19 protein-coding genes are annotated in these 21,410 nt (G+C 60.5%); 15 read left to right on the plus strand and 4 right to left on the minus strand.

Annotation, left to right across the window (positions count from 1 at the left end; translation table 11 throughout):
- Positions 1 to 143 precede the first annotated feature (143 nt).
- Both E8M77_RS14850 and E8M77_RS14855 read right to left on the minus strand, forming a co-directional pair.
- Positions 144 to 419: a BON domain-containing protein gene (locus E8M77_RS14850; RefSeq protein WP_137131416.1), complete on the minus strand. Its 276-nt coding sequence runs from the start codon at positions 417 to 419 to the stop codon at positions 144 to 146.
- A 54-nt stretch (positions 420 to 473) separates the two neighbouring features.
- Positions 474 to 857: a response regulator gene (locus E8M77_RS14855; RefSeq protein WP_137131417.1), complete on the minus strand. Its 384-nt coding sequence runs from the start codon at positions 855 to 857 to the stop codon at positions 474 to 476.
- 401 nt (positions 858 to 1,258) lie between these two features.
- Between E8M77_RS14855 and E8M77_RS14860 the strand changes: the two genes are divergently transcribed.
- From E8M77_RS14860 to E8M77_RS14890, 7 genes are all read left to right on the plus strand, one after another.
- Positions 1,259 to 1,864, plus strand: a complete 606-nt coding sequence (locus E8M77_RS14860; RefSeq protein WP_137131418.1) for a TetR family transcriptional regulator — start codon at positions 1,259 to 1,261, stop codon at positions 1,862 to 1,864.
- Between the two features lie 62 nt (positions 1,865 to 1,926).
- Complete coding sequence (locus tag E8M77_RS14865; RefSeq protein ID WP_137131419.1) at positions 1,927 to 3,057, plus strand: efflux RND transporter periplasmic adaptor subunit; 1,131 nt, start codon at positions 1,927 to 1,929, stop codon at positions 3,055 to 3,057.
- A gap of 24 nt (positions 3,058 to 3,081) precedes the next feature.
- Complete coding sequence (locus E8M77_RS14870; RefSeq protein WP_137131420.1) at positions 3,082 to 6,234, plus strand: efflux RND transporter permease subunit; 3,153 nt, start codon at positions 3,082 to 3,084, stop codon at positions 6,232 to 6,234.
- Between the two features lie 210 nt (positions 6,235 to 6,444).
- Positions 6,445 to 7,431, plus strand: a complete 987-nt coding sequence (gene cysP / locus E8M77_RS14875) for a thiosulfate ABC transporter substrate-binding protein CysP (protein ID WP_137131421.1) — start codon at positions 6,445 to 6,447, stop codon at positions 7,429 to 7,431.
- 78 nt (positions 7,432 to 7,509) lie between these two features.
- Entirely contained in the window at positions 7,510 to 8,331 is an 822-nt protein-coding gene (cysT, locus tag E8M77_RS14880) for a sulfate ABC transporter permease subunit CysT (protein ID WP_137131422.1), read from the plus strand.
- Positions 8,332 to 8,334: 3 nt separating this feature from the next.
- Positions 8,335 to 9,234 carry a sulfate ABC transporter permease subunit CysW gene (gene cysW / locus E8M77_RS14885; protein WP_137131423.1) on the plus strand — a complete coding sequence of 300 codons (900 nt, stop codon included), beginning with the start codon at positions 8,335 to 8,337 and terminating at the stop codon, positions 9,232 to 9,234.
- Entirely contained in the window at positions 9,231 to 10,256 is a 1,026-nt protein-coding gene (locus tag E8M77_RS14890; protein ID WP_137131424.1) for a sulfate/molybdate ABC transporter ATP-binding protein, read from the plus strand. Before cysW ends, E8M77_RS14890 begins: the two co-directional genes overlap by 4 nt.
- Positions 10,257 to 10,401: 145 nt before the next feature.
- On the opposite strand, the gene E8M77_RS14895 is transcribed toward E8M77_RS14890, so the two are convergent.
- Positions 10,402 to 11,838: an NAD-dependent succinate-semialdehyde dehydrogenase gene (locus E8M77_RS14895; protein ID WP_137131425.1), complete on the minus strand. Its 1,437-nt coding sequence runs from the start codon at positions 11,836 to 11,838 to the stop codon at positions 10,402 to 10,404.
- A gap of 204 nt (positions 11,839 to 12,042) precedes the next feature.
- Positions 12,043 to 13,230 (minus strand): acyl-CoA dehydrogenase, encoded by a 1,188-nt coding sequence (locus E8M77_RS14900; RefSeq protein ID WP_137131426.1) that lies wholly within the window; start codon positions 13,228 to 13,230, stop codon positions 12,043 to 12,045.
- 99 nt (positions 13,231 to 13,329) lie between these two features.
- On the opposite strand from E8M77_RS14900, the gene E8M77_RS14905 reads away from it, so the two are divergent.
- From E8M77_RS14905 to E8M77_RS14940, 8 genes are all read left to right on the plus strand, one after another.
- On the plus strand, positions 13,330 to 14,247 hold the full coding sequence (locus tag E8M77_RS14905) for a LysR family transcriptional regulator (RefSeq protein WP_137131427.1): 918 nt from the start codon (positions 13,330 to 13,332) through the stop codon (positions 14,245 to 14,247).
- Positions 14,248 to 14,261: 14 nt separating this feature from the next.
- Positions 14,262 to 14,945, plus strand: a complete 684-nt coding sequence (locus tag E8M77_RS14910) for a phosphoribosyltransferase (protein WP_137131428.1) — start codon at positions 14,262 to 14,264, stop codon at positions 14,943 to 14,945.
- 102 nt (positions 14,946 to 15,047) lie between these two features.
- Positions 15,048 to 16,103 (plus strand): dipeptidase, encoded by a 1,056-nt coding sequence (locus tag E8M77_RS14915; protein WP_137131429.1) that lies wholly within the window; start codon positions 15,048 to 15,050, stop codon positions 16,101 to 16,103.
- Positions 16,104 to 16,163: 60 nt separating this feature from the next.
- Complete coding sequence (locus E8M77_RS14920; RefSeq protein ID WP_137131430.1) at positions 16,164 to 17,801, plus strand: ABC transporter substrate-binding protein; 1,638 nt, start codon at positions 16,164 to 16,166, stop codon at positions 17,799 to 17,801.
- A gap of 87 nt (positions 17,802 to 17,888) precedes the next feature.
- Positions 17,889 to 18,887 (plus strand): ABC transporter permease, encoded by a 999-nt coding sequence (locus tag E8M77_RS14925; protein WP_246659295.1) that lies wholly within the window; start codon positions 17,889 to 17,891, stop codon positions 18,885 to 18,887.
- Positions 18,884 to 19,816 carry an ABC transporter permease gene (locus tag E8M77_RS14930; protein ID WP_137131432.1) on the plus strand — a complete coding sequence of 311 codons (933 nt, stop codon included), beginning with the start codon at positions 18,884 to 18,886 and terminating at the stop codon, positions 19,814 to 19,816. Before E8M77_RS14925 ends, E8M77_RS14930 begins: the two co-directional genes overlap by 4 nt.
- Positions 19,813 to 20,646: an ABC transporter ATP-binding protein gene (locus tag E8M77_RS14935; RefSeq protein WP_137131433.1), complete on the plus strand. Its 834-nt coding sequence runs from the start codon at positions 19,813 to 19,815 to the stop codon at positions 20,644 to 20,646. Before E8M77_RS14930 ends, E8M77_RS14935 begins: the two co-directional genes overlap by 4 nt.
- The gene (locus E8M77_RS14940) at positions 20,643 to 21,395 is read left to right on the plus strand and encodes an ABC transporter ATP-binding protein (RefSeq protein ID WP_137131434.1); all 753 of its coding nucleotides are present in this window, start codon (positions 20,643 to 20,645) and stop codon (positions 21,393 to 21,395) included. The genes E8M77_RS14935 and E8M77_RS14940 overlap by 4 nt, the downstream gene beginning before the upstream one ends.
- Positions 21,396 to 21,410 lie beyond the last annotated feature (15 nt).

Genomic DNA, 21,410 nt, shown 5'->3' on the forward strand with positions numbered 1-21,410 from the left:
GGCGGCACCCAGCTTTTGATGCTGGGCGGCAGCGCTTACTATCTCATCACCGGTATTGCCTTTCTGGTGACTGCCATCCTTCTCTATCTGCGCCGCCCGCTGGGTTCGCCAGACCGTGCATCACGATCTCTAGGACATGGACATCACAGGGCGCTCTCTGCCCTTATCCTGTTGACGACGGAGACGACGCCCGGCACCGACAGGACGACCTCCTCGGCGCGGATCACTTCCTGCGGTCTTAAGACGGTGCCGCCAAGTGTGATCTGTTTTCCCTTGGCTGTCGCTGTAACATCCGATGCGTCCAGTCCGCCGGCAATGGCCAGCGCTGCCGAGGCATCGGACTCAAGTGTCGCCTCTGGCGGGATTACATGCGCCACGGTCGGCTCGATCTCGTGGAAAGTCTGCGGTTTGAACACCATGTCTCATCCTCCTGGCCTGTGCTTAAACCACAACGCCGCAAGGATACCGTTTGTTCAACGCGCGGTGACGGTGAGGGCGATAATGTCGCGGAGCTGGGCCTCTGTGAATGGTTTGGGCAGACGCGGAAGATCGGCGCCCTCGCCGGAGGGCAGTTCCGTATAGCCGGTGGCCAGAACGACGGGCAGGCCGGGATTTGAAAGCCTTAGGCGTGCCGCCAATTCGGCACCGGTCATCTTCGGCATGGAATGATCGGTAATGACCAAGTCCACCGTCTTGCCGCCCTGCGCGATGTCCAGAGCCTGCTGCCCATTATAGGCCTCGATGACCGTATGGCCGAGCTCCTCAAGCATCAGCGTCGTGTTCATCAACACAAGGGCATCGTCATCGACTGCAAGGACAGTCAGCGAGCGTTTGGATGGCGATCTGTCGAGGTTCATCAGGTCTTCTTCGGCTTGCGGTTGTTCGGCTGCAGGCTTGTGGTCGGCAGGTTCAGGAAAACACAGGTCGAATTGCTGACGATCGCGGTCCTAGCATGGAAAAATGAGATTTACGCATATTCTTATACTTCCGGTGGTAAAAATTCGGAAATCGCGCATGGGTTTGTTAGGATGTGCACGGCTATTTTAGCTTGACTGAGAGTGGTGTCTTCAAAATGGCCAAACCTGGGATCTGTGTGGGCAGTTCTGCGCAGCGCTCTTTGCGGCTCGGGACCGATCGATAGTCATGGTGTGGAACGCGGTATAGGCGATCACTTTTTGCCTGTCCCGGTTGACTAAGCCGGCTGAAATGATATGACTGACGAAATTTAAAATTCGTCAGTCTTCAATTGGAAGCCTTCATGATTGACATTTCTGCCGCAGCCGTGGAGGCCACCCGCTACGAAAACGTGGAGCGTATCCTCGATTCTGCGGAGCGCCTTTTCCGGCATTACGGATATTCCAAGACCAATGTGGCCGATATTGCGCGCGACCTGTCGATGTCGTCTGCCAATATCTACCGCTTCTTCGCGTCCAAGTCGGAAATTCACCAGGCACTCGCGAAACGGATGCTGAAGGCGCAATACGAGGCCCTGGCCGCCAATGCCAAGGGGCCGGGCACTGCCAGTGAACGCCTCAAACGGCATATCGTTCTGCAACACCGCATTACCGTCGAGACCATGCTTGACGAGGAAAAGGTCCATGAAATTGTGCTGGTCGCGATGGATCAGCAATGGCAGGTCATCCAGGAGCATCTGGTCGAGATCCACAATCTTGTGCGTGGCGTTATCGAAGACGGCATTGCCGGCGGTGAATTCCGCCAGCAGGACAGTAAGCTGGCCGCCGAGTGCTTCATGCAATGCGGTGCCTCGGCCTGCCATCCGCAACTCGTATCCAAAAATATGATGCAGGACGAAACAGCGGGGCCGGAAGATCTGGCCGCCTTCATTCTGCGCGCGCTTATCTGAACACGGTTGAAGGATGCGTGCCTTGGGGGCGTGCAACCTTCCATTTCCATAGGGGGTTGGACATGTTCAACAGTCAGAGACACATCTGGACGCCTCTCGTCATCGCGGTTTCGCTTGGCGCGCTTGTCGGCTGCGCCGAGGAAAGACAGGCGGAAGCGCCGGTGGTGCGGCCTGTGAAGGTCGTCGAGGTGGCCGCACCCGATGAAGGCCGCGTGCTGCAATATTCCGGCTCGGTCAAAGCCCGCAACGAGATTGCGCTTGGCTTTCGGGTGAATGGCAAGATTACTGAGCGGCTGGTGGATGTCGGGCAGCGGGTGAAGCAAGGCGACCTTCTGGCCCGGCTTGATCCCGTCGATTACGAACTTTCCGAGCGCCAGTCCGAAGCCGAGCTTGCGTCTGCGCAAAAGCAGGTGGAGATCACCCTTCTGGCGCTCAAGCGTGCGCAGATCCTTCAGGAAAAGAGCGCCGCCTCGCAATCCTCGCTCGAACAGAGCCAGCTTGCCCATGAGCAGGCCGTTTCATCGCGCGATGCGGCCGTATCGGCGCTGGAACAGGCTCGCAACCAGGTTGCCTATGCGGAGCTGAAATCCGATGTCGATGGTATCGTCACGGCTGCGAATGCCGAGGCCGGTCAGGTGGTTGCTACCGGGTCTGCCGTTGTCACCGTGGCCGCCGATGGCGCCAAGGAAATCGAGATTGCCGTTCCGGAAAGCGATATCGCCGAATTCCGGCCAGGCAAGACTGTGGCCGCAAGCTTCTGGTCCAATAGCGGCCTGACGATGGATGGCACGGTGCGCGAAGTGGCCGGCAGTGCCGACCGTCAGTCGCGAACCTTTGCGGTGCGCGTCAGTCTGCCGGACGACCCGCGTGTACTGCTCGGCATGACGGCAACGGTGATCGCCAAGACCGATGATGCAAATCCCGCTTTTGTGCTGCCGCTTGGCGCCGTTGCCAAGCAGGACGGCAAGGCAATCGTCTGGCTGGTCGATCGCGATACGCAGACGGTGCATCTGCGAGAGATCACCGTTTCCGGCTTTGCCGAAGATGGCGTGCGCATCAGCCATGGGCTCGATATGGGCGATCTGGTTGTGGCCGCCGGCACGCAGTTCATGCGCGAGGATATGAAGGTCCGTCTCTATCAGGGTGGCGTGCAAAGTGCGGAGGAGGCGACACCGCCTCCGGCCCAGTCGTAACGCTTTCAAAGACAGGACCTTCCCATGCAGTCCCCCCGTGATCCCGCATCCGGCAAGCAGCCGTTCAACCTGTCGCGCTGGGCCATTGCCCATCCGAGCATTGGCCGCTTTCTGTTTGGCCTGATCATCATCATCGGTGGCCTCGGCATCATGAACATGGGCCAGAAGGAAGATCCCGATTTCACCTTCCGCGTCATGGTCGTGCAGGCCGTGTGGCCGGGCGCCTCGATCCAGGACATGCAGGATCAGGTGGTCAACAAGATCGAGCGCAAGCTGCAGGAAACCCCGCATCTCGACTGGGTGAAATCCTATACGCGCGCCGGTTCCTCCATCACGACGTTGCAGATCAAGGGCGATACCAGCTCGGCCCAGGTGGCGGACGCCTTCTATCAGGTGCGCAAGAAGATCGGCGATATCGAGCAGGATCTGCCGAGCGGCCTTCTTGGCCCCTATTTCAACGATGAATTCGGCGATACCTATATCACGCTGCACGCCATTACCGGCGATGGCTACAGCTATCCGGAACTGAAGGACTTCGCCATCCAGGCGCGTGACATGCTTCTGGCCACGCAAGGCGTCGAGAAGGTCTCGATCCTTGGTGCGCAGGACGAGAAGATCTATATTGACGTGTCGTCGAAGACGCTTGCCGAGCGCAATCTCACCTTCACCGATATCCAGAATGCGCTGGCCGGCCAGAACACTGTCGATCCTGCCGGAACCGTCCAGACGGCAACCCGTTCGGTGCGCATCTCCGTCGAGGGCGGCGTGCGCACGCCGGAAGATATTCGCGAATTGCGTATTCGCAGCGGCGCCCAGGTGTTTCGCCTCGGCGACATCGCCACTGTCAGCAGCGGCCTGGTGGAACCGTATGATCGCAAGTTCCGCTTCAACGGCAAGGATGCTGTGGAAGTCGGCGTGGTGATGCAGAACGGCTTCAAGGTGACGGATGTCGGCACCTGGGTCGAGGCCACCTACAAGCGGTTCGAAGATGCGCTGCCGGTCGGCGTTGCCGTCGAGCAGATCTCCAACCAGCCGGAAGTGGTGCATGAGGCAGTCGGCGAATTCTCCCAAGCTTTGCTCGAAGCGCTGGTCATCGTGCTGGTCGTGTCGCTGCTGTCCATCGGCTGGCGCTCCGGCATCGTGATTGCGATCACCATTCCGCTGGTGCTCGCGGCAACGCTTGCCATCATGTACGAGATCGGCATTGAACTGCAGCGCATCTCGCTCGGCGCTCTCATCATTGCACTCGGCCTTCTGGTGGATGACGCGATGATCGTCGTGGAAATGATGGAGCGCAAGCTGGAGGAGGGGCTGGAGAAGCTCGATGCCGCCACTTTCGCCTATTCCTCCACCGCCTTTCCGATGCTGACCGGCACGCTGATCACCACGGCCGGCTTCATCCCGGTCGGATTTGCCGAATCCACGGCCGGTGAATATGTCCGCTCGCTGTTTTACGTGGTCGGCATCGCCCTCGTGACCTCCTGGTTCGTCGCGGTCTATTTCACGCCCTGGCTCGGCTACATGATCCTGAAGCAGCGCGCACATGCCGGCACGCATCGCGATGTCTATGATACGCGCTTCTATCGCGGCCTGCGCGCCATGGTCTCCTGGTCGGTGCGTCATCGGCTGATCGTGCTGATGCTGACGGTTGCCACCTTCTTCGGCAGCCTCTGGTCGTTCCAGTTCATTCCGCAAAGCTTCTTTCCGCAATCCTCACGCCCGGAAATCCTGGTCGACATGTGGCTGCCGGAAGGCACTGCGATTGAGGAGGTCGAGCGCCAGGCCAAGGCGCTTGAGGCCAAGATCATGGATGATCCGGACAAGACGTTCATCGCCACCTTCATCGGCGAAGGCGCGCCGCGCTTCTTCCTGCCGCTCGACCAGCAATTGCGCAATCCGAACTTCGCCCAGCTTCTCGTGATGTCCAAGGGCGTGGAGGAACGTGAACGGATGATCGTCAAGCTGCGCAAGATTCTCGCGCAAGACTTCCCCACCGTGCGCAGCAAGGTCGACCGTCTGTTCCTCGGGCCGCCGGTCGGCTGGGCCTTACAGATGCGCGTGACCGGTCCTGACCGTGCGCAGGTTCGCCTCATCGCGGACCAGGTGAAGGAGCGTTTTCACCAGAACCCGCTGCTCGGCACGATCCATGATGATTGGCTGGAGCCGGTGACGAGCATGAAACTGGTCATCGACCAGGACCGCGCCCGCGCACTTGGCGTCTCGTCGCAGCGCGTGCGCCAGATGCTCTATGCGGCGATGAGTGGGGCCGAACTCGACCAGTTCCGCGATGGCGAGGAGACGGTGTCTATCGTTGCCCGCGAGCCTGAAGCCACGCGCAGCCTGCTGACGGCGGTGGAATCGGTCTATATCCCGACGGATAACGGCACTTTCGTGCCGGTCTCGCAGATCGCCCGTGTCGTGCCGGTCCAGGAAAACGGCATCGAATGGCGCCGCGACCGCCTGCCGACCATTTCGGTCAAGGCGACAGTGCCGGATGGCGTGGAGCCGAACGACCTGGCCTTGAAGATGTACAAGGGCATGGACGATCTCGTGTCCGCCCTGCCGTCAGGCTACAAGGTCGAGATCCAGGGCGGCGCGGAAGATGCGGCGGAAAGCCAGATTTCTATTGCCGCCAAGGCACCGGTCATGCTGTTCGTCATCGTCGTGCTGCTGATGATCCAGTTGCAGCATTTCGGCAAATCGATGCTGGTGTTGGCGACAGGTCCGCTCGGTATTATCGGAGCAGCCGCAGCGCTTCTCATCACCGGGGCACCCTTCGGCTTTGTCGCCATTCTCGGCGTCATTGCGCTGCTCGGCATCATCATCCGCAACTCGATCATTCTCGTCGATCAGATCGACCAGGATATCGCCTCGGGCATGCCGCGTCAGGAAGCGATCATTGGCTCTGCCGTGCGGCGTTTCCGGCCGATCATGCTCACCGCACTGGTGGCGGTTCTGGCGCTCATTCCCATCTCGCGCGGTCTTTTCTGGGGACCGCTCGCCTATGCCATGATGGGTGGCATCATGGTGGGCACCGTGCTGACCATTCTGGTCCTGCCGGCCGGCTATGCCCTGTTCTTCGGCCGTGAGCCGAAGGTGAAGAACACCTCCGCGGGTGAAAACGATGATCAGCCGCGGGATCCAAAGTCGCTCAGTCTTTCCACCGCCGCTGAGTGAGCGACTGGCGGGAAGCGATTACCCCGTCGCTTCCCGCCGCCTTTCTTGTCCTTCCGGATCGCTTTTGGCCGTGTTTGGAATGGCTGTTGCCGAAGCCGCCGACAAAGAGTGGAAATTTCCTCTGCCGTGAGCGCGTCGGGTCTGCGGTTCCTCGCGCCCTGGCATGACAAAGGATAGTTTCCGGTCAATCGTAGTGGACCGGAGTATTCCATGAACCGCCTTCTCATTCTTGGCACGGCATTCGCCGCCCTTCTTGCCGCACCGGCGCTGGCCCAGCAGCCAACCAAGCTCCTCAACGCCTCCTATGACGTTGCGCGCGAATTGTTCGCCGCGGAAAACGAAGCGTTCCTCAAGATCCATCCGGGCGTCACCATCGACCAGTCGCATGCCGGCACCTCCAAGCAGGCCCGCGCCATTGTTGAAGGTCTGGAAGCCGATGTCGTGACCTTCAACCAGGTGACGGATATCGACTTCCTGGTGAAGCAGGGATTTGTTTCAGCCGACTGGCAGAAGGATTTCCCCAACAGCGCTTCGCCCTTCTATTCCTTCCCGTCCTTCCTGGTGCGCGCCGGCAATCCGAAGAACATCAAGGACTGGAATGATCTGGCCCGCGACGATGTGAAGGTGATCTTCCCCAACCCGAAGACCTCCGGCAATGCCCGCTATACCTATCTGGCCGCCACGGCCTATGCCAAGGAAGCCTTTGGCGGCGACGAGGAGAAGGTGGAAGCCTTCGTGAAGAAGATTTTCGACAATGTGCCTGTGTTTGACACCGGAGGCCGCGCTGCCACGACCACTTTTGTCGAACGCGAAACTGGCGACGTGCTTATCACCTTCGAGGCTGAAACGCGCGGCATTGCCAAGCAGTACGGTGCCGACAAGGTCGAGGGCGTCATCCCGTCCGTCTCGCTTCTGGCCGAGTTCCCGGTCGCCATCGTCGACAAGGTCGCCGACAAGCGCGGCAGCCGCGAACTGGCCAAGGCCTATCTCGATTTCCTCTATTCAGAAGACGGCCAGCGCGTGGCGGCAAAATTCGGCCACCGTGTCCACAACGAAAAGGTGGCCGGCGAATTCAAGGCAGAATTCCCCGAAATCCGCCTGGTTAATGTCGATGACGTGTTTGGCGGCTGGGACAAGATCCAGAAGGAGTATTTTGCTTCTGGTGCCACCCTCGACAAGCTGTACGGCAGCCGCTAACCGACACTTGGATCTCAACGATGAAACCCGGCGGAGCCTCTCCGCCGGGTTTTGCCATGAACAACGGGAACTATATCGGTGAAACGCAACGTCCTGCCCGGTTTGCGGCTGTCGCTCGGGATCACCCTTTTCTATGTCGGCCTGATTGTCGTTCTGCCGCTTGCGGCGCTGGCGGTGAAGGCGGCCAGTCTCGGGCCATCGGAATATTGGTCGATTGTTTCATCGCCGCGCGCGGTAGCAAGCTATCGCGTGACGGTGCTGGCCGCCTTTGCGGCTACCGTCTTCAATCTCTTCTTCGGCGTGGCGCTGGCCTGGGTGCTGACGCGCTACCGGTTTCCCGGTCGCCGGCTGATCGATGCCATGGTGGACCTGCCGTTTGCGCTGCCGACAGCGGTTGCCGGCATATCATTGACGGCTTTGTTTTCCGCCAATGGCTGGTTCGGTTCCGTGCTGGCCGATCTCGGTATCAAGGTGGCCTATACGCCGCTCGGCATCATGATCGCCATGTGCTTCACCAGCCTGCCGTTTATCGTTCGCACGGTGCAGCCGGTGCTGGAGGATCTCGATCCAGCCTTTGAAGAGGCGGCGCAATCGCTGGGTGGTTCCGACTGGACGATCTTTCGCAAGGTTATCCTGCCGCTTCTGACGCCCGCACTTCTGGCCGGCACCTCGCTGTCCTTTGCCCGTTCGCTGGGGGAGTTCGGCGCCATCATCTTCATTGCCGGAAACCAGCCGATGTCGACGGAGATTACCGCTCTCCTCGTCTTCATCCGGCTTGAAGAATATGATTACCAGGCAGCTGCCGCGATTGCCTCGGTTCTTTTGATCACGGCCTTCGCAATGCTGGCCGTCACCAATTGGCTTCAGGCGCGCGCCTTGCGCTATACGGTGAAGGGATAGACCATGAGCCAGACGACATCCCGCAAAAAACCGCCGCGTGTCGGTGACAACCCGCTGTTTCGCCGCAGCCTGATCGGCATCGTTCTGGTGCTCGGCGCGCTGCTGATCCTTGCGCCACTGATCATCATCGGCGTCGAGGCATTCAGCAAGGGCTGGCAGGTCTATATTGGCACGCTGAACCATCCCGATACGCGCCATGCGATCATGCTCACCGTCACCACGGCGCTGATTGCCGTGCCACTCAACACCATTTTCGGCGTGGCTGCCGCCTGGGCGATCACCAAGTTCGATTTCCGCGGCAAGCGGCTGCTGCTGGTGATCATCGAAATTCCGTTTTCCGTCTCGCCCATCGTGGCCGGCGTCGCCTATCTCTTCGTCTATGGCCTGCAGGGACTGTTTGGCCCGCTGCTTGATGCCTATGACGTCAAGATCCTGTTTGCCTTGCCGGGCATCGTGATTGCCTCGATGTTCGTTACGGCCCCGTTTGTGGCGCGCGAATTGATCCCGCTGATGCAGGCGCAGGGACGTGATCTGGAAGAGGCGTCCACCTCGCTTGGCGCGTCTGGCTGGCGCACCTTCTTTTCCGTCACGCTGCCCAATGTGAAATGGGCGCTGCTCTATGGCGTCGTGCTGTGCAATGCCCGCGTGATGGGCGAGTTCGGCGCGGTCTCCATCGTATCGGGCAATATTCGCGGCCAGACCAATACGCTGCCGCTGCATATCGAACTTCTCTACCACGATTATCAGGCGACCGGCGCTTTTGCCTCCGCCTCCATCCTGGCGGTCATTGCCGTCTTCACCATCATCGCCAAGGTGGCGCTGGAACGGCAGGGCGCCGGGCGCCGCATGAAGACTGCCGAGACCGTTACCGCAGCTGCCGCGCCGCAGGGAATACGCCCATGAAGATCCGCCTCGATAGTGTCATCAAGACCTTTGAAACCTTCCGCGCCGTGCATGGCGTTTCGCTGGAGATCGACAGCGGAGAGCTGGTGGCGCTGCTCGGCCCCTCCGGTTCCGGCAAGACGACCATCCTGCGTATGGTGGCCGGGCTCGAATATGCCGATGAGGGCCATATCTATTTCGGCGATCAGGATGCCACCGATATTCCCGTGCGCGATCGTGGCGTCGGCTTCGTCTTCCAGCATTATGCACTCTTCCCGCACATGACGGTGGCCGAGAATATTGGCTTTGGCATGAAGGTGTCGAAGGTGAAGCGCGACAAGGCCGAGATCGCCAGGCGCGTTGCCGATCTTCTGCGTCTCGTGCGCCTGGAAGGGCTGGGCGACCGTTTTCCCGGCCAGATTTCCGGCGGCCAGCGCCAGCGCGTGGCGCTGGCCCGCGCGCTTGCCGTCGATCCCAAGGTTCTGCTGCTGGACGAGCCTTTCGGCGCGCTGGATGCCAATGTGCGCCATGACCTGCGCCGCTGGCTGCGCGAGATCCACCAGGAACTCGGTATTACGACGATCTTCGTCACCCATGATCAGGAAGAGGCGCTGGATCTGGCCGATCGCGTCGTGATCCTGAAAGAGGGTAAGATCGTTCAGCAGGGAACTCCGCAGGAGGTCTGCCGCGATCCGAAGGACGCCTTCGTCTTGAAATTCCTCGGGGATGCCAATCGCCTGACCGGCGAGGCGAGGGGTGGTCGCGCCTATATCGGCGCTGCCGATGTTGCCGCCGCGCCGGGCGTGGTCGATGGCCCGGCGGAAATCTTTGCCCGTCCGCGCGATCTTGATTGGTCGAAGACGGGGCCCGGAATTGCAGCAACGGTAGATCGCGTGCTCGATCGTCCCGGCGAGCGGCGGATCATCGCCACGGCTTCAACCGGCGAGGCGCTGGAATTTGACGTGGAACCGGAATGCGATGTGAGCGCCGGCGAGACGGGTTTTGTAACGCTGCGCCGCGCGAAAGTGTTTTCGCTGAGTTAAGTCGTCGGGAAGTCCCCCTCTGGCTGCCGCCATCTCCCCCCTTGTGGGGGAGATGGCGGCAGCCAGAGGGGGACTCTTTCCCCAAAGCCGTAACAAAAAGGCGCCGGTTTCCCGACGCCTTTTTTATTTCAAACCAGCAAACCGCTCAGTTCATCTGGCTGACGAAGCGGGTTTCCAGATAAGCTTCAACGGCTTCCGAGCCGCCTTCCGTGCCGTAGCCGGAATCCTTGATGCCGCCGAATGGCACTTCCGGAATGGCCAGACCATTGTGGTTGATGGTCAGCATGCCGGCTTCCAGCTTCTGGCTCAGCGCATGGGCGGTCTTGACCGAACCGGTAAAGGCATAGGAGGCAAGGCCAAACGGCAGGCGGTTGGATTCAGCCAGCGCATCTTCCAGCGTCGAGAAGCGGTTGACGATGGCGATCGGGCCGAAGGGCTCCTCGTTCATCATCTTGGCCGAGGTCGGCACATCGACGAGAACCGTCGGTTCGAAGAAGTGGCCCTTGTTGCCGATGCGCTTGCCGCCGGTCTTCAGGATCGCGCCCTTGGAAACTGCGTCCTGGATCATGTCTTCCATGGCCGGGATGCGGCGCTCATTGGCAAGCGGACCCATCGTTACGCCATCTTCCAGACCATTGCCGATCTTCAGGCTCTCGGCATATTTCACGATGCCGTCGATGAACTGGTCGGCCACGCCATCCTGGATGAGGAAGCGGGTCGGAGCGACGCAGACCTGGCCGGCATTGCGGAATTTCGCCGTGGCGGACACTTCGATGGCCTTGTCGAGATCGGCATCGTTGAAGACGACGACCGGTGCATGGCCGCCGAGTTCCATCGTGGCGCGCTTCATGTGCTTGCCGGCAAGCGACGAGAGATATTTGCCAACCGGGGTGGAGCCGGTGAACGAGATCTTGCGGATGACCGGATGCGGAATGAGATATTCCGAGATTTCAGCCGGTACGCCATAGACCAGGTTGACGACGCCGGCCGGAATGCCGGCATCGGCAAAGGCGCGGATCAGTTCAGCCGGCGAGGCGGGCGTTTCTTCCGGCGCCTTGACGATGATGGAGCAGCCGGTGGCAACCGCTGCGGAAAGCTTGCGCACGACCTGGTTGATCGGGAAATTCCACGGGGTGAAGGCTGCGACCGGGCCGACCGGGAACTTGATCGCCATGTTGGACACGCCACCGAAGCGGGCCGGAATGATTTGGCCATAGGTGCGGCGCGATTCTTCGGCAAACCAGTCGATCGTGTCGGCGGCATTGTTGATTTCGGCCTTCGACTGGGCAATCGGCTTGCCCTGTTCGCGCGTCATCAGCCAGGCGATGTAGTCCATGCGCTGGCGCACGAGATCGGCTGCCTTGCGCATGATCTTGGAGCGTTCAAAAGCCGGCGTATCGCGCCAGATCTTGAAACCCTTGTCGGCTGCTTCCAGCGCAAGGTCGAGATCTGCCTTTTCGGCATGGGCGATCTGGCCGATGATTTCCTGGGTGGCAGGATCTTCCACCGGAATGGTCTTGCCGCCAAGCGCATCGCGCCATTCGCCGGCAATGAAAAGTTTTACGTCAGGATAGCTATGCATGGGGACCTCAATTTAAGTCTGCAGTCGCGGATGGGCGTGGTGGCTCCGCGAAAAAACGCGGCCTGTCTGGGAAGGTTCCTGCATCACCTAGGACAAAAGCCACTGACATTCAACGCCTGCCGGAATAAGTATGACTAATAAAAAAGGACCGCCGGGAAAGCGGCGGTCCATCGCAACTTTGCAATGCAGCAATCTCGTCCCAGATCAGAAGAATGCCTGGATGCCGGTCTGCGCGCGACCAAGGATCAGCGCGTGCACGTCATGCGTGCCCTCGTAGGTATTGACCGTTTCGAGGTTCTGCGCGTGGCGCATGACATGATATTCGATCTGGATGCCGTTGCCGCCATGCATGTCGCGGGCCTGGCGGGCGATATCGAGCGCCTTGCCGCAATTGTTGCGCTTCATGATCGAAATCATTTCCGGCGCCATGCGGTGCTCGTCCATCAGACGGCCGACGCGCAACGAACCCTGAAGGCCAAGCGCAATCTCGGTCTGCATATCGGCCAGCTTCTTCTGGTAAAGCTGCGTGCCGGCCAACGGTTTGCCGAATTGCTTGCGGTCAAGACCATATTGGCGGGCGCGCAACCAGCAATCTTCGGCGGCACCCATCACGCCCCAGGAAATGCCGTAGCGGGCGCGGTTGAGGCAGCCGAACGGACCTTTCAGGCCTGATACATTCGGCAGGATCGCATCTTCGCCAACTTCCACGCCATCCATGACGATTTCGCCGGTGATCGAGGCGCGCAGCGACAGCTTGCCGCCGATCTTCGGGGCAGAGAGGCCCTTCATGCCCTTTTCCAGCACGAAGCCACGGATTTCGTTGTTATGCGCTTCCGATTTGGCCCAGACGACGAAGACATCGGCGATCGGCGAATTGGAAATCCACATCTTGGCGCCGCGCAACCGGTAGCCGCCCTCGATCTTTTCGGCGCGCGTCTTCATGCCGCCGGGATCGGAACCGGCATCCGGTTCTGTGAGGCCGAAACAGCCGATCAGCTCGCCCGAAACGAGGCCGGGCAGATATTTCTTCTTCTGTTCGTCCGAGCCATAGGCATAGATCGGGTAGATGACGAGCGAGGACTGCACGCTCATCATCGAGCGATAACCGCTATCGATGCGCTCCACTTCGCGGGCCACCAGACCGTAAGCGACGTAAGAAGCGTTGGCCGCGCCATATTCTTCCGGCAGGGTTACGCCGAGAAGGCCGGTCTGGCCCATCAGGCGGAAGAGTTCCGGCTCGGTGCTTTCGTTGAGATAGGCTTCCTGGATGCGCGGCAGAAGCTCGGCCTTGCCGAAGGCTGCGGCTGCATCGCGGATCATCCGCTCGTCTTCGGTCAACTGGTCATCGAGAAGGAAGGGATCTTCCCAGGAAAAGGCGGCACGGTCGCTCACGTTGAAACCTCCATCAAAAGCATGGGCGAACTATCGGCGAATGTGGACGCATCGTCCAGCGCCGTTTACTCACGCCGATATGAGCTATAGGAATGTGGCATGAGCAATCTCAGCCGCCGGCTTCTTCCCTCCACCAGCGCCCTTGCCGCGTTTGAATCCGTGGCAAGACTTGGCAGTTTTTCCAATGCCGCAGACGAGCTTTCGTTGACACAAGGGGCGATCAGTCGCCAGATTTCCGGGCTGGAAGAACAACTTGGCATCACGCTGTTTGATCGCAGCAGCCGCGGCGTGGCACTGACCGAACCCGGACGCTCCTATGCCAAGGCAATCGGTGCCGCCCTGTCGCAGATCCGCGCCGCCTCGCTGCAGGCCATGACCAAACGGCATGGCGATACGCTGAACCTTGCCATGCTGCCCACCTTTGGCACGCGCTGGCTTTTGCCGCGCATTCCGCGCTTTGTGGCGGCGCATCCGGAAATCACGCTGAATTTTGCCACCCGGATCGGCATCTTCGATTTCGAGCGCGATGGACTGGACGTCGCCATCCATATCGGTCAGCCCAATTGGCCGGGCGCCGATTGCACCTTCCTGATGGACGAGATGGTGGCGCCGGTCTGCAGCCCGGCTTTTCTCAAGGACAATCCGCTCAACGCGCCTGCGGACCTGCTGCGCCTGCCGCTTCTGCACATGGCATCGCGGCCGGGCGGTTGGGCGCATTTCTTCGAAAGTCTTGGCGTGGAAGGCGTGCCGGCGCAGGGCATGCGGTTTGAACAGTTTTCCAGCGTCGGTCAGGCCTGCAGTGCAGGGCTTGGCGTGGCGCTGATGCCACTGTTTCTCATTGAAGCGGAACTGAAGAATGGCGATCTGGTGCAGGCGCTGCCGCAACAGGTGCGCAGCCCCAGTTCCTATTATGTGGTGGCACCGATTACCCGTATGGAGTTTCGCCCCATCGCGCTGTTTCGCGCCTGGCTGATCGAAGAGGTCGGCCGCTGGCGAGACGAACCCTATTACGCCTGATGCCGGAGTTTTTCATGCAGCCCCACGAATTCTGGCAGGAGATCCACCCGGCCGACAGCTTTTCGCCGGATGGTCCGTTCTCCGGCTTTTATCCGGCGACACTGGATGATGGGCGACAGCTCTACCTGCCTATTCGTCCGCTGGCTGACGGGCGCCATGCGCTCGCCTCGCTGATCGTCAACCAGGCGAGCTTTTCCGTCGTGGAAGTGCTGGCGCAGGATCTGGCGCGCCGGCTTGCCGCGTCTGGTGTCGATGTCGTCGTCGGCCTGCCGACGCTTGGCCTGACGCTCGCCTCTGCCGTGGCCCGGCATCTGGGGCATTCCCGCTATGTGCCGCTCGGCACCTCGCGCAAGTTCTGGTACGAGGATGTGCTTTCGGTGCCCTTGTCATCGATCACCACGCCGGAACAGACAAAGCGCCTCTATGTCGATCCGCGCATGCTGCCGCTATTGCAAGGGCAGCGGGTGGCGCTGGTGGATGACGTGATTTCCAGCGGCTCATCGATTGTCGCCGGCCTGTCGCTGATGGCGCAGATCGGTGTCGAACCGGTGGCGATCGGGGCGGCCATGCTGCAATCGACGCGCTGGCATCAGGCGCTGGATGCTGATGATCCGCGTTGGGTGGAGCGGGTGCAGGGAGTTTTCCACACTCCCATGCTCGTCAAAACACCCGATGGCGCATGGGCTTTGCCGGTCTGACTTGGCGCTGGTCAAATATCGGGCGATTTCAGCCTTGCTAAAACTTTCGGCAAGGCTCTAGGATCAGACATCTGCAATTCTTCTGATAATCCGGTAATCGCAATGGAATTGGTGTTCGACGGCCACAACGATGTTCTCCTGCGGCTGTGGCGCAATATGCGCAACGGGGCCGATCCGGTGGCGGAATTCATGCGCGGCACGCGCGAAGGCCATATTGATGGTCCAAGGGCAAGGGCCGGTGGCCTGGCCGGCGGGCTCTGCGCCATCTACATCCCGTCCGGCGACCTGATCCTCAAGGAACCGGATGCGGAGGGCCATTATTACACGCCGCTGGCCGCCCCGCTGGAGCGTCTTCCCTCGCTCGACATTGCCATGGAAAAGCTGGGACTGGCGCTGAGGCTCGACCGCGCTGGCGCCTGGCGGATCTGCCGCACCGTGCCGGAAATCCGCTCTGCCATGCAGGAAGGCGTGTTTGCCAGCGTCATCCACATGGAAGGTTGCGAGGCCATTGGGCCGGATCTTGCAGCGCTTGACGTGTTTTACGCCGCCGGCCTTCGCTCGCTCGGCCCGGTCTGGAGCCGCCACAATATTTTCGGCCATGGCGTGCCCTTTGCCTATCCTCTGTCGCCGGACAATGGGCCGGGTCTGACGGAGGCCGGATTTGCGCTGGTCAAGGCCTGCGACCGTCTCGGCATAGCCATCGACCTTGCGCATATTACCGAGCAGGGCTTCTGGGATGTGGCGAAAACCTCGCAGAAGCCGCTGATCGCCAGCCATTCCAATGTGCATGCGCTGACCGCCGTTGCCCGCAACCTCACCGACCGGCAGATGGATGCGATCCGCGAACGCCGTGGCATTGTCGGGCTGAATTATGCCGTCACCATGCTGCGGCCCGATGCGCGTGACGATGCCCATACCTCTCTCGACCTGATGGTGCGCCATATCGATTACATGGTCGAGCGCATGGGCATTGACTGCGTCGGCCTCGGTTCGGACTTTGATGGCGCAACCGTGCCGGCTGACATCCGCGACGCTTCGGGCAATCAGAAACTGGTTGCGGCGCTCAAAAACGCGGGCTACGCTCACGAAGATGTCATCAAGCTCTGCCGCGAGAACTGGCTGCGGGTCCTCGCAGAAACCTGGCACGACCCCGTCTGACCGATCCGTCTCTCCGCTTTTCCACCTGCTCATCCAAGATCAAAAAAACAGGGAACTCATATGATGAACGCGTTCAATCGCAATCTTCGGATTTTGACCACAAGTGCCGCTGTGTCGCTGGTTATGCTGTCGGCGCCGCAGGTTTATGCCGCAACGCCTGCCGATACGCTGGTCGAAGGCTTTGCCATTGATGACATCATCACGCTTGATCCGGGCGAGGCGTTCGAGGTGTCGGCCGCTGAAGTCACCGCCAATACCTATAGCAAGCTCGTGATGCTCGATCAGAAGGATACGTCCAAGGTTATCGGCGAGCTGGCCGATAGCTGGACGATCTCCGACGATGGCCTGACCTATACGTTCAAGATGAAGCCGGGCCTCAAATTCGCCTCCGGCAACCCGATCACTGCCGCAGATGTTGCCTATTCCTTCGAGCGCGCCGTCAAGCTCGACAAGTCGCCGGCCTTCCTGCTCACGCAATTCGGCCTGTCGGGCGACAACATCACCGACAAGGCGAAAGCCGTCGATGACCTCACCTTTGCGCTCACCGTCGACAAGCCCTATGCGCCGAGCTTCGTCCTCAACGTATTGACAGCAACCGTTGCCTCCGTCGTCGATAAGCAGTTCGTGGTGTCCAAGGCCAAGCCGATGACGCCGACGGCCGAATACAAGTATGACAATGATTTCGGCAATGAATTCCTGAAGACCGGTTATGCAGGCTCCGGCGCCTACAAGATCATCACCTGGCGCGCCAATGAGGCCGTGGTTCTGGAAGCCAACCCGAACTTTTTTGGCGAAAAAGCCAAGCTGAAGCGCGTCATCTATCGCCATATGAAGGAAAGCTCGGGTCAGCGCCTGGCGCTTGAGAACGGCGATATCGATATCGCCCGCAATCTTGAGCCGAACGACCTTGCCGCCATCTCGGCCAAGAAGGACCTGGCGGCGATTTCCGCGCCGAAGGGTACGCTTTATTATTTCAGCCTCAACCAGAAGAACCCCAACCTTGCCAAGCCGGAAGTGCGCGAGGCATTCAAATATCTGGTTGATTACGATGCCATCGGCGAAACCTTGATCAAGGGCATTGGCAAGATCCACCAGTCCTTCCTGCCGGAAGGCCAGCTGGGTGCGTCGAGCGAAAACCCCTACAAGCTGGATGTGGCTAAGGCCAAGGAACTGCTCGCCAAGGCCGGTCTGAAAGATGGCTTCACGGTTACCATGGACGTGCGCAACACGCAGCCGGTGACCGGCATTGCCGAAGCCGTGCAGCAGACGCTGGCCCAGGCCGGCATCAAGCTCGAAATCATCCCCGGTGATGGCAAGCAGACGCTGACCAAGTTCCGTGCCCGCACGCATGATATCTATATCGGCCAGTGGGGTTCGGACTATTTCGATCCGAACTCCAATGCTGAAACCTTCACCAGCAACTATGACAATTCGGACCAGGGTAAGACCAAGACACTCGCCTGGCGCAATGCCTGGGACGTGCCGGAACTGACGAAGAAGTCGCAGTCGGCGCTTCTGGAAAAGGATTCCGCCAAGCGCGCGGCGATCTATCAGGGTCTGCAGAAGGAAGTTCTGGAAACGAGCCCCTTCGTCGTCATCTTCCAGCAGGTGGAAGTTGCCGGCTATTCGGCGAAGCTGAAGGATTTCAAGCTGGGTCCGAGCTTCGATACCAACTTCGTCTACACGATCTCGAAGTGACCGGCGGAAAGGTCTGATCCCTTGACGCTTCCTGAAACAACTGGTGCGGTGCGGCTAAGGCGCCGCACCGCAAGCCCGGCCTGGGGCCTGCCGCGTTTTGCCGGCACGGTCGTGACGACATTTCTCGGTCTTCTGGCCGTGACCTTTTTCATCGGGCGGGTGATCCCCATCGATCCGGTGCTTGCCATCGTTGGCGATCGGGCGCCCGCCCATCTGGTGGAGCGGGTGCGCGAGGAGCTTGGCCTCAATCTGCCGCTCTGGCACCAGTTTCTGCTTTACCTGAAGCAGGTTCTGTCCGGGGATTTTGGTGTCTCGGTGCTCTCGTCCAATCCGGTGATGGAGGATATCCGCCGCGTCTTTCCGGCAACGCTGGAACTGGCAACGCTCGGCACGCTGATCGGCGCGGTCTTCGGCATTCCGCTCGGTGTTCTGGCGGCCGTGCGCCGTGGCAGTCTTGTGGATCAGGTGGTGCGCGTCATCGGCCTTATCGGTTATTCCGTGCCGGTGTTCTGGCTTGCCTTGTTGTCGCTGCTGTTCTTTTACGCCAAGCTGAACTGGGTCGCCTATCCCGGTCGCATCGATGTCGTCTACGAATACACGTTTACGCCGATCACCGGCCTCTTCATGCTGGATGCGATCATCCAGCGGCAATGGGATGTGCTGTGGGATCTGTTCCGCCACATCATCCTGCCCGCTTCGCTGCTCGGTTACTTTTCGCTCGCCTATATCAGCCGCATGACGCGTTCCTTCATGCTGAATGAACTGGCGCAGGAATATATTGTCGCTGCCCGCGCCAAGGGCCTGTCGGAAACCCGCATCATCTGGTTCCACGCGCTGCGCAATGCCGCCGTGCCGCTGCTGACCGTCATCGCGCTCTCCTATGCCGGATTGCTGGAAGGTTCGGTGCTGACGGAGACGATCTTTGCCTGGCCGGGCATTGGCCTCTACATCACCAACTCACTGCAGAACGCCGACATCAACGCCGTTCTGGGCGGCACGATCGTCATCGGTGCGGTTTTCATTACCATCAATCTTCTGTCCGATCTTCTCTACCGGACGCTTGATCCGAGGACGCGCAGACGATGAGCATGCCGGACACCAGTTTGAAACCCTATAGCCGCGACTGGCTTCTGTCGGACCGGCCCACCTCGCGCCGCCAAGCAAAACTTGGCCGTGCCTATGTCATCTGGCGCCGCTTTTCGGAAAACCGGCTGGCACTTGTCGGCCTGATGATCATCCTCGCGCTGATCGTGCTTGCCGGTCTGGCCGATGTTATTTCACCTTATAATCCGGTGGTTGGTGATCTGCGCAATGCCCGCCTGCTGCCGCCCGGCACCGATGGCTATCTGCTCGGCACGGATGACCAGGGCCGCGATATTCTCTCGCGCCTCATCCACGGGTCGCGTCTCACGTTGATTGTCGTGGTATTGGTCGCCATCATTGCTGCCCCCGTCGGTCTCATCGTCGGCACGGTCGCCGGCTATGCCGGCGGCTGGGTGGATGCGATCCTGATGCGCATTACCGATATTTTCCTGGCCTTCCCGAAGCTCGTTCTGGCTCTGGCGCTGGTGGCAGCCCTTGGTCCCGGCATCGAAAACGCCATTCTTGCCATCGCCGTCACCTCCTGGCCGCCCTATGCGCGCATTGCGCGGGCCGAAACACTGACCTTCCGCAATTCGGAATTCATTTCGGCGGTCAAGCTGATGGGCGCTTCGCCCTTTCGCATCGTGCTGCGCCATGTCATGCCGCTTTGCACCTCCTCGCTTATCGTGCGTGTCACGCTCGATATGGCCGGCATCATCCTGACGGCCGCCGGTCTCGGCTTCCTGGGGCTTGGCGCCCAGCCGCCGCTTCCCGAATGGGGCGCGATGATTGCCTCTGGCCGTCGCTTCATTCTCGATCAGTGGTGGGTTGCCGCCATGCCGGGCTTTGCCATCCTCATCGTCAGCCTCGGCTTCAACCTTTTGGGCGATGGCTTGCGCGATGCGCTCGATCCGAAGGAGGCCGGCCAATGAGCCCGCTTCTGACCGTCGATGATCTGCGCGTGTCCTTTCCCACCCGCACCGGCACGGTGGAGGCCGTGCGCGGTGTGTCCTTTACGCTCGGCAAGGAGCGTCTCGGCATTGTCGGCGAATCCGGCTCCGGCAAGTCGCAGACCGGCCGCGCCATCATGGGCCTGACGCCCTCCCAGGCTCGCATCAGCGCCAAGACGCTTGCCTTCGATGGCATTGATCTTCTGTCGGCATCGGCCCGCCAGCGTCGTTCTTTGCGCGGCAAGCGCGTCGCCATGATCCTGCAGGACCCGAAATATTCGCTCAATCCGGTGATGACCATCGGCCGGCAGATCATCGAGACACTGCGCACGCACGAGCGGGTGTTGGCGAGCGAGGGTAGGGCGCGCGCGCTTGCCATGCTGGAGGCGGTGCAGATCCGCGATCCGGAGCGTGTCTTCGACCTTTATCCGCATGAAGTCTCTGGCGGCATGGGCCAGCGGGTGATGATTGCGATGATGCTGATCTGCGGCCCCGAACTGCTGATTGCCGACGAGCCGACATCTGCGCTGGACGTTACGGTACAGCTCGACGTGCTCGCCATCCTCGACAAGCTCGTCGCCGAGCGCGGCATGGGCCTGATCTTCATCAGCCATGATCTGCGGCTGGTGTCCTCCTTCTGCGACCGTGTCATCGTCATGTATGCAGGACGCGTGGTTGAAGAACTGCCGTCCGCCAATCTGGCCGATGCCAAGCATCCCTATACGCAAGGTCTTTTGAATTGCCTGCCGACGATTGGAACGCACCGCCATCCGCTGCCCGTGTTGGAACGCAAGCCGGAGTGGGCGCTATGACCCGCGAGGTTCTGTCCGTCCGCGACATGGTCGTCACCTTCGATGAATTCGTGGCGCTGGATGGCGTCAGCCTCAGCGTGACCGAGGGCCAATCCTTCGGCATTGTCGGCGAATCCGGTTCGGGGAAGTCGACGCTTCTGCGCGCCGTTGCCGGCCTCAACAGCTTTGAAAGCGGCACGCTTACCGTCTCGGGAAGGCGCTATTCCGGCCACCTTCGCGACAAGGACTTCTATCGCACGGTGCAGATGGTATTCCAGGATCCCTATGGTTCGCTGCATCCGCGCCAGACGGTGGACCGGCTGCTGCTGGAACCGCTTGCCATCCACGGCTTTACCGATGTCGACAGCCGCATTGCGCGTGCGCTGGACGAGGTGGGTCTGGGTACCGGCTTTCGGTTCCGCTATTCACACCAGCTCTCGGGCGGCCAGCGCCAGCGCGTGGCGATTGCCCGCGCGCTGATCCTTGAGCCGAAGATCCTGCTTCTGGATGAGCCGACATCGGCGCTCGATGCCTCGATCCAGGCGGAAATTCTCAATCTTTTGGAACAGGCGCGCAAGGATCGCGGTCTCACCTTCGTCATGGTCAGCCATGATCTGGGTGTCATCAGCCATATGTGCGAGCGGCTGGCCGTGATGCGCAAGGGCAAGGTGGTGGAAATCGTTTCCGTCGAGGCACTGGAAAACCGCACCTTTTCAGAGGATTATACGCGCCAGCTGCTTGTTGCCAGCGAAGGCTTCCGCCGGGACTGACGCCAGCGGCGAATG

It is taken from the genome of Rhizobium sp. FY34 (assembly GCF_005222845.1).
Lineage (GTDB): Bacteria > Pseudomonadota > Alphaproteobacteria > Rhizobiales > Rhizobiaceae > Neorhizobium.

What these genes read in the sequence shown, in the direction of transcription:
- E8M77_RS14850 (WP_137131416.1), bottom strand. Translation starts at nt 419, where the DNA reads ATGGTGTTCAAACCGCAGACTTTCCACGAGATCGAGCCGACCGTGGCG.
- E8M77_RS14855 (WP_137131417.1), bottom strand. Translation starts at nt 857, where the DNA reads ATGAACCTCGACAGATCGCCATCCAAACGCTCGCTGACTGTCCTTGCA.
- E8M77_RS14860 (WP_137131418.1), top strand. Translation starts at nt 1,259, where the DNA reads ATGATTGACATTTCTGCCGCAGCCGTGGAGGCCACCCGCTACGAAAAC.
- E8M77_RS14865 (WP_137131419.1), top strand. Translation starts at nt 1,927, where the DNA reads ATGTTCAACAGTCAGAGACACATCTGGACGCCTCTCGTCATCGCGGTT.
- E8M77_RS14870 (WP_137131420.1), top strand. Translation starts at nt 3,082, where the DNA reads ATGCAGTCCCCCCGTGATCCCGCATCCGGCAAGCAGCCGTTCAACCTG.
- cysP (WP_137131421.1), top strand. Translation starts at nt 6,445, where the DNA reads ATGAACCGCCTTCTCATTCTTGGCACGGCATTCGCCGCCCTTCTTGCC.
- cysW (WP_137131423.1), top strand. Translation starts at nt 8,335, where the DNA reads ATGAGCCAGACGACATCCCGCAAAAAACCGCCGCGTGTCGGTGACAAC.
- E8M77_RS14890 (WP_137131424.1), top strand. Translation starts at nt 9,231, where the DNA reads ATGAAGATCCGCCTCGATAGTGTCATCAAGACCTTTGAAACCTTCCGC.
- E8M77_RS14895 (WP_137131425.1), bottom strand. Translation starts at nt 11,838, where the DNA reads ATGCATAGCTATCCTGACGTAAAACTTTTCATTGCCGGCGAATGGCGC.
- E8M77_RS14905 (WP_137131427.1), top strand. Translation starts at nt 13,330, where the DNA reads ATGAGCAATCTCAGCCGCCGGCTTCTTCCCTCCACCAGCGCCCTTGCC.
- E8M77_RS14910 (WP_137131428.1), top strand. Translation starts at nt 14,262, where the DNA reads ATGCAGCCCCACGAATTCTGGCAGGAGATCCACCCGGCCGACAGCTTT.
- E8M77_RS14915 (WP_137131429.1), top strand. Translation starts at nt 15,048, where the DNA reads ATGGAATTGGTGTTCGACGGCCACAACGATGTTCTCCTGCGGCTGTGG.
- E8M77_RS14920 (WP_137131430.1), top strand. Translation starts at nt 16,164, where the DNA reads ATGATGAACGCGTTCAATCGCAATCTTCGGATTTTGACCACAAGTGCC.
- E8M77_RS14930 (WP_137131432.1), top strand. Translation starts at nt 18,884, where the DNA reads ATGAGCATGCCGGACACCAGTTTGAAACCCTATAGCCGCGACTGGCTT.
- E8M77_RS14935 (WP_137131433.1), top strand. Translation starts at nt 19,813, where the DNA reads ATGAGCCCGCTTCTGACCGTCGATGATCTGCGCGTGTCCTTTCCCACC.
- E8M77_RS14940 (WP_137131434.1), top strand. Translation starts at nt 20,643, where the DNA reads ATGACCCGCGAGGTTCTGTCCGTCCGCGACATGGTCGTCACCTTCGAT.